The organism is Leptospira gomenensis, from assembly GCF_004770155.1.
Lineage (GTDB): Bacteria > Spirochaetota > Leptospiria > Leptospirales > Leptospiraceae > Leptospira > Leptospira gomenensis.
In genome coordinates this window covers 1-14,773 of sequence record NZ_RQFA01000088.1, presented here as the reverse complement: position 1 = coordinate 14,773, position 14,773 = coordinate 1, and the positions used below count along the sequence as shown (strand labels likewise).

The window sequence follows — 14,773 nt, the reverse complement described above, 5'->3', positions numbered from 1 at the left end:
TCGACCCAAATTCAAAGAGCGCCCAAGTCGATTTAAGATTGTAAGAACGATGATCTACTTTACGGAAGCACGCTCGGTCAGACGATCCAAAGTCCCGTTCAAGACATTCATATCCACAGGCCCGCTGATTCCTTCGACTCTTGCTCTACTCGAATATTGCCAAATGATCCACTCCACGGATGAAAACGTATTCGGGTGCATAAAAATATTTCTGATCCAAACGGGATGATCAAAGAAACCGTCCTTCAGATATTTCTCGATGAATTCGTTCGTTAAATAAAGAATCGTTTTCGAGTTATAGTGCGCGTCTATCCTATCGAGAAAAACCGAAATCTCACGTTGAACATTTTCGACTTTCGGTCTTTCTTTGCAGTTCCCGACAAATTCAAGATCCACTACCGGAGGAAGAGAATCCGGAAGATTAGGAACGGTTTGAATAAAATTTTCCGCTTGTTCGGCACCGGTTTTGCATAACGTGAAAAAATGATACGCACCAACCTTAAAACCGTGTCTTCTGGCCCCATTCCAATTCGCCGAAAAGGATTTATCCTTAAAATCTCCGCCCTCCGTAGATTTGACGTAAACGAAGGAGACATTTTTTTTCGGAACCGAACTCCAATCGATCGAACCTTGATGATTGGAAACGTCGATGCCTCGAATCGGATAAGTACTTTCCGAAGGATAAACGAACCATAACAAGCCTAAATCGAAGGACTTATAGAAAGAAAAAGCGACAACTCCGGAACCAAGGGTGAGAATGAAAAATTTTTTAAACATACGAAAACGCCAACGGATTTACGATCAAGGTAGGAATCGGCAAAACGGATCGGCCTAAGACGACAGAGAATTCAAACGATGGGCTCGCATCAAAGTCCAAGATACGCGGTCCGTTTATTTGGCGGCCTTTTGTTTTGACTCGAAAGACAAAAACGAACTCGTACCGTTTTCGAAAATATAATCCTTCAAAACGTTCGAAACTAATATCGTCGTTTTAGACTTAGATTTCAATTCAATTTCGGAAGAGCCCGGAATGGGTTTCGTATTCACATAAACGCTCGTGGCCGTCAATATTACGTTATCTTTAGTATCGTTGATGATTACCCAACTCAAAGAAAATTCCTCGATGTTGATCGTATTCCAATATTTCTCCTTAATGATTTCTTTTAGAGAACGAAAGTGTTCCGGACTCAGATACAAACCTAATCGAATTTTTTCTCCCGGAGTAACGGAGATATTCAGCAAACCGGGAATCGAAGTAAATCGGCTTTCGGTCGTACGAACGATCGGAATTTTCGCCGAAGCCTGAAAGTAAGTTTCGAAATCCTCCTTTAAACATTGTACGTTCGTAATTTCATGAAAAAAATTTCCGAGTGTTTCCGTTAAATATTCCCTATCTTCTTCGCATTTATCCTGCGAACTTACTCCGAACTTCAACTCCGAATTGGCGAAATACCCGCCTCCTTCCTTTGCGAAGGCTATTCGAATCATTTCGGACAAATATAAATCGCTAGCGATTTTATATTTGCAAAAAGAAAAGAATATTACGACGAAAAGTAAAACGGAAGGACTTCGAGCGGGTTCGAAAGGTTTCGTTCGAATCCCAAGAATAAACCAAGAGATCGCGGCTTTGATCCTTAGGCGTAACTCTCGAAGTGATGACTTGATTCGCGTTCAACGTTTCGATTCTTACGCATACAATTATTCTTAGATGTCGGTTTTAAATAAAATCCGAACGCCGCCTGTGGATCGTAAATCAACCCTCGAATAACCTGAGAATTAAACTATATCGCATGCAGTATATCGAATGTACTAAATAAACGAAACGAGCGACGTGAAACAAGCGACTAACGTTTCATCAACGGACTTGGACATCTTTCTGTCATTGATTCCTAATTTTATGAGATCTCAACGACCCCGTTTTTATAAGAAAGATGTATGGCACGATTGGCTAGGTCTTTCAGAAAAGTTTCCTTGTCGATCGGAGAAATCATAAAAAATCCCATTTTACCTTTGTATTCAATGCGAATTCGATCCAAGGAAAGCGCCGGAGAAGAGAGAGGATTCTTGGTAGGTCGCGCACCGGTTATCATCCCGTACGGATACTTCCAACGTATCAGCCCGCTTTTTATGATAATCTCACTTTGAGTCAGTCTATATTCGATCGGATATACCAAAACGAGAATAAACGAAACCGTCCCCAAGCCGGCGGCGAGCATAGACCACGGAACGATCGTAGAATCTCCGTAAAAAAGGCTGTAAATGCCCGCACAGACGGAAAGAAGTCCACCGCCAAACAGCGTTAATACGATTGCACCCAACCACCAATCCACTTTTGATTTATAAATCGAATCCATCCCAGCGAAGCCTATATCGTTCGAATTCGATGTCAATGGAAAAACGATGAATCGATAGAAGCAACATATTTCGTATAGGTTCAATCATCGAACGAAATCGGAATGGGTCCGAAAAAGGGGATTCGTTTCGAAGAGCAGGGAAATATTCCCGATTTCCACCGTGCTCGAAGCAGGTTCAACGCGCGGTAAAATTAGCGGGAGAAGTTCGAGCTGAACTATACAAACTTCTCGTAAGGCAAGCCGAGTGCGTTTCGCTTGCCTTGATAGGGACCGAACGTCGCATAACGATCCGATGGTTTGTGATGAGTCAAAATGGAGGATACACTTTAACCGGAACTAGATTCTAACGTTGAAGAAGTTTCTTCCACCCCCTGATCCGTCACAGAAGAATCCTTAGTTTCTTTCTTGGGAGACGGCGAAGAACTACGAAGATAAGTATTCGCCGCTTTTTGTATTTTTTTCTTGGCATCGATCGACTTGTCTCCCTCTAATACATCTCTTTTAATGATATCGGATCTTAATACTTCTTCGATCTCTTCGTTTTCAATCTTGACTCCCGGCGTAAGTCTCTTTAACTCGCGCTTGATAACATCCAAAATGGTCTCCGTTAAAAGCATCTGCCCGATATAGTATTTGCTGAGAGCTTGTTTTTGCGAATGGTATTCATCCAATAAGGACTTCCCGAGCGCCTCACGACACAAATAATAAACCGGCTCTATATGATTTTCGTTTTTCGGATTAATATTGGAAAAAATAATTTCATAGACTAATTCCTTATCAATCGGCTTAGAAAAAGAGATTCGGTATATCTGCCAATTCATTCCATTCGTCAAAATAACCCATTCTATCCCAGCATTGGCACCGTAATCGATCGCTTGTTTGATGTGATCATCTTTCAAGTCTAAACCGATCGCCTTCACCTCAATCAATAGTTTAACTTTACCGTCGATCTTAATCGCTAAGTCGCAAAACGTTTTTTTAACGACGTGTTCCGTAGTAATTTCCGAATACTTATCATAACCGAATACTTCGGAAAGCAAGTCCGTAATGATTACTACGGTATCGGATTCGTTTACATCCCTTATTTTAGCAGACGAAAGTATAGGTTGAAATTTTTTTAATCCTGAAGTGATTCTATCTAGTACCTTTGCTGGAATTGCCATATAATCTCCTGACTTATTGTTCCGTTTCGGATAACGCAACGATAGCTTGCGCCCATTTTACATATTTTAAGTTCGCCAATTCGCGAACAGTTTTCACGTTGAACGCCTTTTGCAGCAAATCGGCATCACCTTCACTCAAACCTTGCAAAGCAGAAACGGGAGAATCCGCTATTTCTGCAAGTTTTTTAGATTCATAAAGTTTATCCACGGCTTTATTGATATTCATATTTACTCCTGACTAACGTATTAATAAGTAGTCCAAACTATTAGTATATTCTAATTTAGTCCAATGGATTGATCCGAAAAAATAAATCAATCTATTAAATATTTCCGGGGATGGATTTGTTATCCTGACATTTTCGATTCGAATCAGCACAAACACGGAAACTTGGGAGTTCGAACGGAAACACTTGGAGATCTGAAATCGCAACTCGAAAGGCAAAACGATACGAAAATCGGAAACTACGTTAAATCGCCAGATTACGCGCGAAGAGACAAACTAAAGTCGTGCGTTATGCGCTTCTTTCCCGATAAAAGTTAAGTTCTATTTTTTCAAGGTAAAATCCGAAAGGAGAGTTTTAAAGAAAAAAGGATCGAATTCTATTTTAGAACTCTTAAAACCGGAGTTCATCACGATTCATCAATCACGGATCGATAATAAGTTCGAAAATGGACGCCGGTTGAATAAGGAAGAAGATCGTATTTTTCGTTCCGCAAAAGCGCGCGGGCAGTGACGAATATTTCGTGATACCGAAGGGAAACGAATTCGGCTTCTATTCGGGTAGCTCTTTTCTGCTTTTTAAATAATTTTCAATCTCCTTCCCGATATCCTTGTCCCACGTTGCACGAAGATAGTCGATATACGATAAGTGTAATTTAGCGAATCGTTCCATATCGGAATTGAAAAAAGTATTCGCCGTTCGCTCGTCGCATATTTTTGCATGAACACAGTGAATTAAAGAAGTAAAGAATCCAATCAGAACGTCGATATCCTTCCCCACTCTATTCTCCTTAATGATAGAAAGCGAAGTTACTCTATAAGCATGTTCTAACTCTGTCGGATTATCTTGATTCGCGTCCAACGCCGCTTCTAAGATTGAGTAATCCCTTTCCCACATTTCGAAGAGCCGTTGATTCGAAACGGACACTTCGCCGGTGGAATATTTCGTAACGTATTCCAATGTCGATTTGATTCTTTCAGCCTTGATACCTTCGCGATATTCGTTTAAACTAAAAAGGCCCCCGACAACTCCCGCGAAAAGACTAGTGAATAGAGTAAGCCCGGTAAGTTTTTCATTGATAGACTTCCAATTGAATTTCATTTTTCTGTCGCCGACCTTTCGTTTTCAGGATTCGCGATAAACCTACCGCAACTTGGTAATTTAGGATACCGCTCGCAAAGATCCGGATCCGTTCTTTGAGTTGAACCTTTGTTTTTAGAATTTTTACCCGATCCGTTTCCTTTTTCTCGGAGTTTTTTCAAATATAAATCCAAACCCGATTCCTTACTTTGCAAAAATACATCGTAAACGGATAAGTAGAGAATCATCATAAAGATAATCTTGATTAGCCGTCTTTTCATTCCAATCCTCTTTCAAATTTATTTTCAGCGATACTACCGAACGACCCGATAATTCCAACGTTCGCTTAGGCGAAGTGATAGAACACGGATGAATTGAAGTGCGGGTAGGGCCCGCCTTTAAGAGCGACTCACGAAGCGAAGTAACGTAACAAGATTCCGAAATTCGCGATGATCGGAAGTTGTCCGATGAAAACTGAACGAAGCGAGGAAACGAAGCGACGCGAAGTTTCCTCGCTTACGGTTTTTTACATTTTACTTCAACTCTGAAAGCACTAGTTTCGTTTGTTTGAAGGTGTTCATCAATGCTTTCTCTCTGATCGAAGGATTGCTATTGTGAATGAGATCGAAATACTCGGTCGGAACCACTTGCCACGATAATCCATACTTATCTTTGCACCAACCGCATGGCCCCTCCTCACCTCCATTAGCCGTCAATGCTTCCCAAAAGTAATCTACTTCTGCTTGGTCTTTACAATTGACAACGAGAGATATTGCTTCGTTGAATTTAAAGAGTGGCCCTGCAGCCAAGATACTGAATTCAACACCCGCCAATTCCATGACGGCAGTATCAAATTCGCCCGACAAGTCATCCATGTTTCCGTCTTTCGGCATATTCGTAAAAAGTCGATAGTCCTTCAATTTACCATCTTTGAATATTGATAGATAATATTCCGCTACGGATTTAGCGTCCTTTTCCACCCATAGACAAGGAGTAATTTTTTGTTGTATCATTCTTTTTTTCCTCCGTTAATTGTATCGGTTCTCGATTTAAAACGAGTAACTAAGATTGGAAACAGATTTTTTAAATTCATTTATCTCTGGCTATTCTATTATTTTGTATAAGGATGGGATCTCCTTTTCGATACGAGACGAATACGGTTGAGTTCAATCAATCTCGAATGGGGAATTATGTCTAACGACGTAGGTTTGTCTATTTCGGGTTATGGACGCGTTAAACACGCGAAAGGAAATGGGCGGCCCTTGAACAATTTTATTCGCTTCTTGCGAAGCGAGCGACGGAGTAAATGCGACTAAGCCCAGGCAGAGCCGGGCGGAACCGAGAATCTCTAAGCGTCTCGATTAACCGTAGTTAGACGACGTAATCTCATGTTTCATATTTAATATACAATCAAATCAGTTTGCGGAAATAGATATTTAGGAATGATGACTTTCTCAGCGGCAATGACCGTTCCTGTTTCGATATTTATTATTCTTGAATTGATCAAAATTTCCTCTTTATCGTTTTTGATTGTCCCGATTAAAATTGCGTCAGCACCTAAAAACTTTCCAAGTTTATTTCTAAGGTCCGATCCGTCTGTTAAACCCGTTTTTTGAAATGATAGTTCCTTTAAAGCAGAATCTAAAGAACGACGTTCCAATATTTGAATATTATTCGAAGTTAAATGAGTAATTAAAGATTCAGGTATTCTTTTTCCGAGAATGGTTCGTTCACCTTTTATACCTTCGAAATCGAAGATTGCAATTTTTAAATGCTTAGGAATATTATCTGAAAGATTCTTAGCAAGTAAGTTTAAATAATTTTCTATATTCTGCGTTTGACCGAAAACGATCGCGCTTTCAACCAAGTTGACTTGAAATTGGATCTTGTCTTTTCCTGGAGGTGTAACAATTGCTGTCGCTGTATGTGTCCCATTGAGAATATAAATAATTTTCGCTACTTATCCTGGAGACTCAACGGATTCAACATCGAATTTAATTTCACCCGAGGGCCAATCACTCTCCATCTTTTCGATATTATTAAACTTAAGACGGATTAGGTATTCGCCGTCTTTTTTATTTTGCTCAAGTGCATTTTTCGCAATTGAATAAGAAATTGGGGCGACCAAGAGAGCTAAATTTTCAGGCCTCTGACAATTATACAAAAATAAGAAGTTAAATATTAATATGACAAGTTGATTCGAAAGTTTCATTCTACCTCGCAAAGTTGACCTGAGATTATGGTATATAACGACGTAAGTTTCTCGACGTTTGAGTGAGCCTTAGTCGCGGCTCGCGAACCGAAGTGACAAAGCAAATGTGCGGAGCCGAAGTGAGAGTCGCATTGGCGATTCCGAACGGAGCGACAAACCGTAGTTAGACGAAGGTCTCGTACAGGTTCGAGCTTGTGGAGATAGAACGGCAAGACACAATTATTTTAATCTTCTTCGCGTTTAAGCCAATAGTTTTCGAGAGCCTCAGTTATACAGAGATCTTCGTCATGGTTCGAGACCAATTTCCACAAAAGATAGGCGATAATGGCGGAAACCTGGCGGGAATCGAAGTGCCTATGACAGTCCTCCGCACGATCCTTGATCGTACCTCCTCCCCATACTTTACCGATGCGTTGCTCCCCGCCGGATGCAGTGTGAGACCAGCAAAGGCGCACCGATGGATCATCCCATTCCAGGGCTCCTTGTATATCAGCGATCATAAAAGCAGGGAGATAAAATCGAAAGGCCATGTCCGAGAGAAACGAAAGAGCTCCGCAAGGTTCATTCAGAAAATCAGAACCTAAACCGCGCCAATCGCGCTTTCCTGCAAAGTGGCGTGCTATCAATTGAGACTCCGGATCCGATGGGTTTGTAACAAGGTGTTCATCCCCGGGATGAGGGATTTGCTGAAATGCTGATTCTATCTGCTGGATGAGGTCGTCTGACATATGGTCCTGAGAAACGTCTCGAATGCTGCGTTGAAATGCCGCCTAACGACGCAGGCTTCTCGACCTTCGCGTTCCCGGAGCGCTTGTGCGCGAAGGAATTGGAACGAGGTTCGAGGCGCCTTAGCGCCGTCTTGCAAGCCGAACGTCAAAGCAAATGTGCGGAAGGCCAAGCGAGAGTTGCCTTAGCAATCTCAAAGCGCCCCCCTTCCGGGTTCCGGTGCTACCGCTCACGCTCGTAGCAAGAATGATAGGTTGGACCGGAGAATTTCCTTATGAGCGGCGAATATGTAACGCGAAATACTAAACAATTATTAGACGTGAAGGATAACTCATAGATCCCAAAGAAAGGATTAAAGGTGAAGATTTGTGAGTCGAAAAGTGGACGGATCGTTGCGCTGCTCGCGAGCTGTTGCTTTCGTGCGAGAAGCTCGCGCGCGAAATTTGGCCCTATGACTTCGATATGCTGAGTAGAACAGCTAGGTGATAGCTTGATGAGACAGTCGCTCTGCGGCTGGAGCTCTATGGTATAGGCGCGGATGTCCTGAAGAACAATGGACGCACTGTAGCGAAAAAAGACTTGTACAGCGATAAGTAGTAGCACAAGCGTTCCTATGCCGCCACAAAGGGCGAAAATAATAAGTGTCTTTTTCGATATCATTTCTAAAGGGCGAGCTTTCGCCTAACGATCCAGGTTTCTCGACGTTTACGTTCCCGGAGCGCCTATGCAATGGGGTTGGCCCGAGGTTCGAGCGAACCTTAGTGAGCGGCTCGCAAACCGAGTATAACAAAGCAAATGTGCCGGAGGCCAAGCGAGGCCGAACGGGGAACCGTGAGTGACGAACGGAGCGAGGAACCGCAGTTAGACGGCGTTTTTATCAAGTGGATTGGAATGCTAATCAACCAACATTTCTTTTATAACCAGTTTCATTTTATGAACCGTTTTAGGATCTATTTTCCCTAACTTTTTTATCAAACGTATTTTATCTACAGTTCGAATTTGATCTAACACGACCCAGCCTTTTTTTCCTTGAAATGTTAATTCAACTCTTGTGGGATACGATCGAGATTTAGTAGTCATTGGTGCAATAATAATTGTCCCGATAGTTTTGTTCATTTCATTAGGTGAAATTATTACACAAGGTCTCGATTTTTTTATTTCGTGTCCAATCGTTGGGTCTAAATTTATCAAATATACTTCGTATTGAGAAATCACCATTCCCAATCCTTGCTTGATAGGTCTATTGAATCAGGGATGAGCAATTTATCGTCTTTATTAGATGCCATTGCCTTAAATTGTTTTTCCCACCCTTCTCTTGGCTTTGATTTTAAAGGTACAATAATTAGTTTATTATTATCGATTAGTAAATCTACTTCTTCCTCGATATGACATTCTTCTAAAACTGCTTTAGGAATCCGAATACCTTTAGAATTACCTATTTTTACAACTGAAGCCTTCATAGTAATTACTATGTAATTACACTAGTATTTGTCAACGAAAAGAAATGTCCTTCCTGCCTTGAAATATGCGAATTGCGAGAATCAATTTCTATAGTAAAATTCCTAAAAGTTTTCATTTCAAAAAGATATTTAAAAACTGTCGTCTAACGACTTAGGTTTCTCGACGTTTGCGTTCCCGAAGCGCTTGTGCGCGAAAGGATTTTAACTCAACTTGAGTGAGCCTTAGCGAACGTCTTGCAAGTCGAAGCGACAAAGCAATGTGGCGAAGGCCAAGCAAGACTGAGCGGGGACAGCGAATGTCGCAGCGCAGCGAGAAACCGAAGTTAGACGAAGTGCCCTTAATCTAAGCCTATAACTAACTTAAGTCCTACTTCAACTTCGTTTAGTTTATTGGATTTAAGTTTTCCCGCTTTGTTTATAAATCTTTCCTTATCTAAAGTCACAATCTGTGCAACATTGATTACCGAGTCTTTAGATAAACTTGAGTCTTTCTTACTAATTAGAACATTACCTGGTGCTTCAGAGAGATTTAGATTCGATGTAATTGCAATCGAAACTATTGTGTTAATATTACTTTGATTAAAAGAATCATCTTGAATTATAAGAACAGGACGTTTAAATCCAGGTTCACTCCCAAATGGAATTCCTAAGTCTACCCACCAAATCTCACCACGAATCATTTTTTAAACTCTTACGAAGTGATTCTATGGCTAAGTCAGTGATGTTATTTCTAGTTTCTTTGGACTGGTCACTATAAATTTTATTTAATTTCTCAGTCACAGATTCCTTACTATGAGATTGAATAAATTCTTCTAATGCTTTTGCAAATAATTGGCTACGTGGTATTCCAAGTTTTTTGGCTGTTTTTTCAGCTGTTTTAAATAGCTCATCGGGAATTGAAATTGCCGTTTTCATATTCTCGGTATAACCCTGGTCATACCAACGTCAACTTTAAAATAGGCTGATTTCAATACCAAATTTAGAAAATAAGGCGACAAATTGTCTTTTGATTTCCTCTTCAATATCAAGTTAATCTTAGGGCATTTCATCTAACGACGTAGGTTTCTCGACGTTTGCGGTTCTGGAGCGCGTCTAAAACGCGCGGAAGAATTGGAACGAGGTTCGAGGCGCCTTAGCGCCGTCCTGCGAACCGAGTGACAAAGCAAATGTGCCGGAGGCCAAGCGAGAGTCGCGAAGCGATCTCACAGCGCCGCGAGAAACCGCAGTTATGCGAAGTGGCTGCTATTATTTCGAATGAAAAATCTTTTCTGGGCTTAAGACTTTTAATATTTTCTTATCCAAAGTCCAAAGTTTTAAATTTCTTTTCATTGCTTCATTGATTATTACAGAGTCAATAAGTCCAACGCCTTTATCTTTTAGCTTCTGATCGTATGAAAGCTTTCCTGCTTCAAGAAAACTATTTTCCGCAGTCAAAGTATTTAAATTTTCCCAATACTCCAATATAAATGAAACTTCTAATTTACTTTTACAGCCTTGAAGAAGTTCTCCGAAGATAACTTCATGCACAATTACTTCAGAAGATTCTATTAAATCTCTTAATTCACTAAAATACGGTTCTTTTCTTTTGAAAAACTCGATCCAGATCGAAGTATCAACTAATACCATTATCTATCTCGATTTAGATTGCGTATATTTTCGCTACTAAATCCTTTCTGAAAAGCTAATGGTGATTTATCTAATTTCTGATTTAGTTTCTTAATTTTCGCCTGTCTTAACCATTCAGAAAGTGCCTTCTGCAACGAATCTGTTATATTCTTTCCGCCGGAGTATTTCTGAACTTCCGTTATTAAATCATCGGGTAAAATAGCTGTGACTTTCATACGATTCATAATACGATGTATTTTCGTATTTTTCCAGCATTTTTTATAATTTCACCCAAATTTCTTTATAGAAGCTCTGCTTTTAAAATTAAGTTTTGCAGGCATTTCGCATAACGACATAACGAAATAGGTTTCTCGACGTTTGCGGTTCTGGAGCGCGTTAAACGCGCGGAAGAATTGGCGCGAGGCTTGAGACGCCTTAGCGAACGTCTTGCGAGCCAAGTGACAAAGCGAATGTGGCGAAGCCCGAAGTGAGTCCGAGCGGGAACCGTGAGTGACGAACGGAGCGAGAAACCGCAGTTAGGCGACGCGGCTTTTCAAGCAGTAAGCGCAGTTTTTAAGAATGATTTAATCCTGTCAAAATTTTCAATTGATAGTATATATTCAATTGTAGAATGAACAAAATCTTCTTTGTTTCCATGACCTCGTTCAACTTCGCGGATTAAATGTTGAAATAATATTTTTCCGTCGTCATCCTTTTTAATTTTATTCGAATAGTTGGCAAGCACTGTTGTTAATGATTCGACCCGAAAAAACCTATCGCCGAATTCTTTAATAAAACTTTTATTTCTCTGTAAGATAAGTTTATCCCTCAGATATTTTTCAAGACTCTTAATAGGAAGATAATTAAGTTTCCCAATTATCCCGAATAGGACATTGGAAAAATTGGCTAAAAAAATAAATTGAAAAGCCTGAGATAACTAATTATCTATGAAACTTATCAATAACACTACAAATAATTATTCTAAGAATCCTCCAATAGATTCTCTTCCGAAAAGAAAGGTAAAAGCGGGGACCCTAATTAACATAGCAGGAGCACTTTTCTTTCTATGCGACGATATTACTGTTGCAGGGAACAGCTCAATTCATTATACTTCTGATAATAGCCCCGGCCCTTATTATATAGATGATACAGACTATTCTGATTTATCGGAGAATCTTTAAAACTTTTAGATCTTCATAAACATTTTTATCTGTTAGTGATAGATTATATTGATCTGCTTCGGACTTTGTTATATCAAATAAGAGAAAAGAATTTCCCGAACCAATTAGAGAGTGCATACTAAAATTCAAAGATTTAATCGGGTCATTCGTGATTATTATAAAAGATTCACTGGTCAATTGAACTCCCTCTGAATATTTCAATGATAATTTTTCATAAAACTGATCTATATTAAACCCTGATGAGTTGATCTTCAAGAGAAGTAAGTAATGTTTCATTAGAAAAAAATAATGCAATAAGAATCTAATTGTCAACAATATTTGGATTTAATTATTTCCCGAATAGGACACTAGAAATGTGTTTTTTTAAGCCTAATTAGTAATCTCAAGGGTTACTATTTAAATATGGAAAAAAACTTAGAACTATTTTCGAAAAAGATAAAAGAATTCCTCGCTGATAAGGATATCAAGATTACTCATACTCATGCCTTTGGAAGTGATCCTGCCGATCACTTTGATTTAAAAATTAGAGTTTTTTATAAGGGAGAGACTTCTCCTGCGAATCATGAAGATTATATCCGTTTTACAGATTTGATTTGGGATGCGTATGATTCAGTTAGCGAGAACTCAAAGATTTAGTAAATTTAAGCCCATTTAACCGATTCTATCAGATCAAAAGAGTATTGTTGATGTTTGTCTAATTCGTCAGTATAGGTTAATATTCCTTCCGAATTTTCATGATCCACACTATGCTCATAATATTTTCCAATTATAGCAGTTAATATGCTATAAACATGAATTGAGATATTATCTCCTTTTTTAAATATCTTAACCCAATTATCCCGAATAGGACATTAGAAATAGTGGTTTAAATTCTTTATTTGTACAACTAAGTGATTTCCGGCTCTTTATCTTCATTTTTTTTTAATTCTTCGATAAAATCTAAAATCCAATCGGAGCACAATTCTTTTTCATAGCTATCACAAACTTTATAAACTTCAGATAATAGAGACCTATAGGCAGACTTATTATAGTGAACTCGATAATCTTTATTAGATTTTCCCATAAGATTTTGCCTAAGTTCCGCAACAAACTTATCCATCACTTCCGTTGAGCTAAAATCTGCATTATAGTGCAAACTTGAAATGCAGGAAAATAGGCTATCCATACTCTCTACTTCGATTGGGACTTTAGAGTTCAAAAAGACAGTTTTATGAATAGAGACAAATCTTTGGTTTTCAGGCGGGTCTTTTTTTATTGCAATAAATCCCGCTACTAATTTCTCCAAAAGACCTTCAGCTTTTAAGAAAAAAGATGATTTACCGTTTTCATGAGGACGAGGTTCGAAATAAGATCTGATAAGGCTCTCAAAATCTTTATGATTAGGATCATCAAACGGACTGGGCGATTTGTTGAAAAACCGTATAAATTCCATTTGAATTTTCCAAAATCTCCAAAGCAGTTTCTTGAATTCTTATATTAGAATCAGTAATAAATAGTTTTCTAATTCGGTCAAAGTCCTGAATTTCTTCTAACCCATATAAAACACCAAAACGAACTAAACTATCAGTATCTTCGAGTATTCGCGTAATAATCTCATCAAGATCCGATGAATACGAGTTTTTAATTAAAAGTTTAGCCGCAAAACCACGAACATCAGAACGTTCAGTCTTAGTATTAACTATTGAAAGCAATAGATCCTTTTTGGTTTTCGCAAGATGATTGATTATATTTTCTAATCTGATTGCGTCTTGCTCAGGAATTGATTCAGTAAGAATATTTAAAATTGAACTACATATATAATCATGTAGAACTGAAAGATTTGGGGATTGTATTTCAGAGTAAATCGATTGGATAGGAAATTCAATTTTGTAATAGTAAGGAATATCAGTCAGTGCCATAAAATTTTCTTATTTAATTAGTGCCTTTTTGCAAGATTCAACATATTTAATGAAATGGTAATTTGGCATGGATACTTCTGCTAAACTAGGTACATGAATTATATTTAATTTATTTTTCTGCGTTTGATCAATTGATAGTGGGTGTAAATACCCCATTGATAAATGAACTATATCATTGTACATTTGGGGTAAAATAACCGAAACTCTAAAGACTGGCATTTCCCTCATAATTTTTTTCCGATCATCCCAAGGAATAAAAGTTCCTTCTCTTGACTGGATAATCTTATCAATTTCGGTTGCTTTTTTTAAAAATTGATCGATGCAACTAATCGTTAAAGCAATCGTGATACATGTGGCTGGGTCACTGCTCATATCGTCAAAAATGAAATTGCAAATGATGTCCTCACCGCTTTTTAGAAATGAAAAGTTGTTTGCAGGAAATGAACGAGAACTTTGACCAACTATTTGAATTTGAAATTCATTCGGGTTCATCACAAACTATACACTCAGCCCCCTTCACTTAGTGTCAATTCTTTCGCTCAAATCAAATTTTCTTGGCGAGTCTTTTTTGCAGAAAATCAGGATAATTTTTGTTAAATTTTAGACATCCAATAAATCTTTCGGTTTTACTTTCAACCGTTTCGAAATCTTAAAAATAGAACGTACCGATGGATGTGACTGCCCATTCTCAATATCCTGAACAGTTCGATATGAAATGGCGAATTCACCCTCATCCATTTGTTCTTGGGTTATGCCCTTCGCTACCCGGATTTCCTTAATTTTCTGTCCAACTTTCCGGATAAATTCTTCATATTCCACGCACGAAATTATGTGCCTTTCTTGACAATTTTAACACACGAATTTACGTGTATT

At 38.8% G+C, this 14,773-nt stretch carries 19 protein-coding genes; 1 reads left to right on the top strand and 18 read right to left on the bottom strand.

Annotated features, from left to right (window positions below; translation table 11 throughout):
- Positions 1-54 precede the first annotated feature (54 nt).
- From EHQ17_RS19495 to EHQ17_RS19420, 14 genes are all read right to left on the bottom strand, one after another.
- Positions 55-777 carry a glycoside hydrolase family 25 protein gene (locus tag EHQ17_RS19495; RefSeq protein WP_135590763.1) on the bottom strand — a complete coding sequence of 241 codons (723 nt, stop codon included), beginning with the start codon at positions 775-777 and terminating at the stop codon, positions 55-57.
- A gap of 114 nt (positions 778-891) precedes the next feature.
- Entirely contained in the window at positions 892-1,488 is a 597-nt protein-coding gene (locus EHQ17_RS19490) for a DUF7424 family protein (RefSeq protein WP_135590762.1), read from the bottom strand.
- A 407-nt stretch (positions 1,489-1,895) separates the two neighbouring features.
- Positions 1,896-2,354: a PH domain-containing protein gene (locus EHQ17_RS19485; RefSeq protein WP_135590761.1), complete on the bottom strand. Its 459-nt coding sequence runs from the start codon at positions 2,352-2,354 to the stop codon at positions 1,896-1,898.
- 326 nt (positions 2,355-2,680) lie between these two features.
- Positions 2,681-3,517: a type I restriction enzyme HsdR N-terminal domain-containing protein gene (locus EHQ17_RS19480; RefSeq protein WP_135590760.1), complete on the bottom strand. Its 837-nt coding sequence runs from the start codon at positions 3,515-3,517 to the stop codon at positions 2,681-2,683.
- Positions 3,518-3,530: 13 nt separating this feature from the next.
- Entirely contained in the window at positions 3,531-3,743 is a 213-nt protein-coding gene (locus EHQ17_RS19475; RefSeq protein ID WP_135590759.1) for a hypothetical protein, read from the bottom strand.
- 1,608 nt (positions 3,744-5,351) lie between these two features.
- Positions 5,352-5,831, bottom strand: coding sequence for a VOC family protein (locus EHQ17_RS19465; protein WP_135590757.1), 480 nt, complete (start codon positions 5,829-5,831; stop codon positions 5,352-5,354).
- Positions 5,832-6,217: 386 nt separating this feature from the next.
- On the bottom strand, positions 6,218-6,685 hold the full coding sequence (locus tag EHQ17_RS20230; protein WP_246057631.1) for a FlgO family outer membrane protein: 468 nt from the start codon (positions 6,683-6,685) through the stop codon (positions 6,218-6,220).
- Between the two features lie 569 nt (positions 6,686-7,254).
- Complete coding sequence (locus EHQ17_RS19455; protein ID WP_135590756.1) at positions 7,255-7,758, bottom strand: DUF6714 family protein; 504 nt, start codon at positions 7,756-7,758, stop codon at positions 7,255-7,257.
- An 892-nt stretch (positions 7,759-8,650) separates the two neighbouring features.
- Positions 8,651-8,974: a type II toxin-antitoxin system PemK/MazF family toxin gene (locus EHQ17_RS19445; RefSeq protein ID WP_135590754.1), complete on the bottom strand. Its 324-nt coding sequence runs from the start codon at positions 8,972-8,974 to the stop codon at positions 8,651-8,653.
- The gene (locus EHQ17_RS19440; RefSeq protein WP_135590753.1) at positions 8,968-9,216 is read right to left on the bottom strand and encodes an AbrB/MazE/SpoVT family DNA-binding domain-containing protein; all 249 of its coding nucleotides are present in this window, start codon (positions 9,214-9,216) and stop codon (positions 8,968-8,970) included. Before EHQ17_RS19440 ends, EHQ17_RS19445 begins: the two co-directional genes overlap by 7 nt.
- 338 nt (positions 9,217-9,554) lie before the next feature.
- Positions 9,555-9,896, bottom strand: a complete 342-nt coding sequence (locus EHQ17_RS19435; RefSeq protein ID WP_135590752.1) for a type II toxin-antitoxin system PemK/MazF family toxin — start codon at positions 9,894-9,896, stop codon at positions 9,555-9,557.
- Positions 9,883-10,131, bottom strand: a complete 249-nt coding sequence (locus EHQ17_RS19430; RefSeq protein ID WP_135590751.1) for a ChpI protein — start codon at positions 10,129-10,131, stop codon at positions 9,883-9,885. The genes EHQ17_RS19435 and EHQ17_RS19430 overlap by 14 nt, the downstream gene beginning before the upstream one ends.
- Before the next feature lie 330 nt (positions 10,132-10,461).
- Positions 10,462-10,842, bottom strand: coding sequence for a PIN domain-containing protein (locus tag EHQ17_RS19425; protein ID WP_135590750.1), 381 nt, complete (start codon positions 10,840-10,842; stop codon positions 10,462-10,464).
- Entirely contained in the window at positions 10,842-11,057 is a 216-nt protein-coding gene (locus tag EHQ17_RS19420; protein ID WP_135590749.1) for a DUF2191 domain-containing protein, read from the bottom strand. The genes EHQ17_RS19425 and EHQ17_RS19420 overlap by 1 nt, the downstream gene beginning before the upstream one ends.
- Positions 11,058-12,404: 1,347 nt before the next feature.
- On the opposite strand from EHQ17_RS19420, the gene EHQ17_RS19405 reads away from it, so the two are divergent.
- Positions 12,405-12,638 (top strand): hypothetical protein, encoded by a 234-nt coding sequence (locus EHQ17_RS19405; RefSeq protein ID WP_135595114.1) that lies wholly within the window; start codon positions 12,405-12,407, stop codon positions 12,636-12,638.
- A 250-nt stretch (positions 12,639-12,888) separates the two neighbouring features.
- Here EHQ17_RS19405 and EHQ17_RS19400 read toward each other — a convergent pair whose 3' ends face one another.
- The 4 genes from EHQ17_RS19400 to EHQ17_RS19385 all read right to left on the bottom strand — a co-directional run bounded on the left by EHQ17_RS19400 (position 12,889) and on the right by EHQ17_RS19385 (position 14,719).
- Complete coding sequence (locus EHQ17_RS19400) at positions 12,889-13,434, bottom strand: hypothetical protein (RefSeq protein WP_135595112.1); 546 nt, start codon at positions 13,432-13,434, stop codon at positions 12,889-12,891.
- Entirely contained in the window at positions 13,391-13,900 is a 510-nt protein-coding gene (locus EHQ17_RS19395; protein ID WP_135595110.1) for a HEAT repeat domain-containing protein, read from the bottom strand. Before EHQ17_RS19395 ends, EHQ17_RS19400 begins: the two co-directional genes overlap by 44 nt.
- A gap of 9 nt (positions 13,901-13,909) precedes the next feature.
- Positions 13,910-14,392, bottom strand: a complete 483-nt coding sequence (locus EHQ17_RS19390) for a hypothetical protein (RefSeq protein WP_001069014.1) — start codon at positions 14,390-14,392, stop codon at positions 13,910-13,912.
- Between the two features lie 108 nt (positions 14,393-14,500).
- Positions 14,501-14,719 carry a helix-turn-helix domain-containing protein gene (locus EHQ17_RS19385; RefSeq protein ID WP_135595100.1) on the bottom strand — a complete coding sequence of 73 codons (219 nt, stop codon included), beginning with the start codon at positions 14,717-14,719 and terminating at the stop codon, positions 14,501-14,503.
- Between the last annotated feature and the right edge of the window lie 54 nt (positions 14,720-14,773).

Excerpts from the sequence above, each read along its gene's own strand:
- EHQ17_RS19425 (WP_135590750.1), bottom strand. The coding sequence starts at position 10,842 with ATGGTATTAGTTGATACTTCGATCTGGATCGAGTTTTTCAAAAGAAAA.
- EHQ17_RS19445 (WP_135590754.1), bottom strand. The coding sequence starts at position 8,974 with ATGGTGATTTCTCAATACGAAGTATATTTGATAAATTTAGACCCAACG.
- EHQ17_RS19475 (WP_135590759.1), bottom strand. The coding sequence starts at position 3,743 with ATGAATATCAATAAAGCCGTGGATAAACTTTATGAATCTAAAAAACTT.
- EHQ17_RS19480 (WP_135590760.1), bottom strand. The coding sequence starts at position 3,517 with ATGGCAATTCCAGCAAAGGTACTAGATAGAATCACTTCAGGATTAAAA.
- EHQ17_RS19420 (WP_135590749.1), bottom strand. The coding sequence starts at position 11,057 with ATGAAAGTCACAGCTATTTTACCCGATGATTTAATAACGGAAGTTCAG.
- EHQ17_RS19435 (WP_135590752.1), bottom strand. The coding sequence starts at position 9,896 with ATGATTCGTGGTGAGATTTGGTGGGTAGACTTAGGAATTCCATTTGGG.
- EHQ17_RS19395 (WP_135595110.1), bottom strand. The coding sequence starts at position 13,900 with ATGGCACTGACTGATATTCCTTACTATTACAAAATTGAATTTCCTATC.
- EHQ17_RS19390 (WP_001069014.1), bottom strand. The coding sequence starts at position 14,392 with ATGAACCCGAATGAATTTCAAATTCAAATAGTTGGTCAAAGTTCTCGT.
- EHQ17_RS19400 (WP_135595112.1), bottom strand. The coding sequence starts at position 13,434 with ATGGAATTTATACGGTTTTTCAACAAATCGCCCAGTCCGTTTGATGAT.
- EHQ17_RS19485 (WP_135590761.1), bottom strand. The coding sequence starts at position 2,354 with ATGGATTCGATTTATAAATCAAAAGTGGATTGGTGGTTGGGTGCAATC.
- EHQ17_RS19465 (WP_135590757.1), bottom strand. The coding sequence starts at position 5,831 with ATGATACAACAAAAAATTACTCCTTGTCTATGGGTGGAAAAGGACGCT.
- EHQ17_RS19405 (WP_135595114.1), top strand. The coding sequence starts at position 12,405 with ATGGAAAAAAACTTAGAACTATTTTCGAAAAAGATAAAAGAATTCCTC.
- EHQ17_RS19430 (WP_135590751.1), bottom strand. The coding sequence starts at position 10,131 with ATGAAAACGGCAATTTCAATTCCCGATGAGCTATTTAAAACAGCTGAA.
- EHQ17_RS19490 (WP_135590762.1), bottom strand. The coding sequence starts at position 1,488 with ATGATTCGAATAGCCTTCGCAAAGGAAGGAGGCGGGTATTTCGCCAAT.
- EHQ17_RS19455 (WP_135590756.1), bottom strand. The coding sequence starts at position 7,758 with ATGTCAGACGACCTCATCCAGCAGATAGAATCAGCATTTCAGCAAATC.
- EHQ17_RS19495 (WP_135590763.1), bottom strand. The coding sequence starts at position 777 with ATGTTTAAAAAATTTTTCATTCTCACCCTTGGTTCCGGAGTTGTCGCT.
- EHQ17_RS19440 (WP_135590753.1), bottom strand. The coding sequence starts at position 9,216 with ATGAAGGCTTCAGTTGTAAAAATAGGTAATTCTAAAGGTATTCGGATT.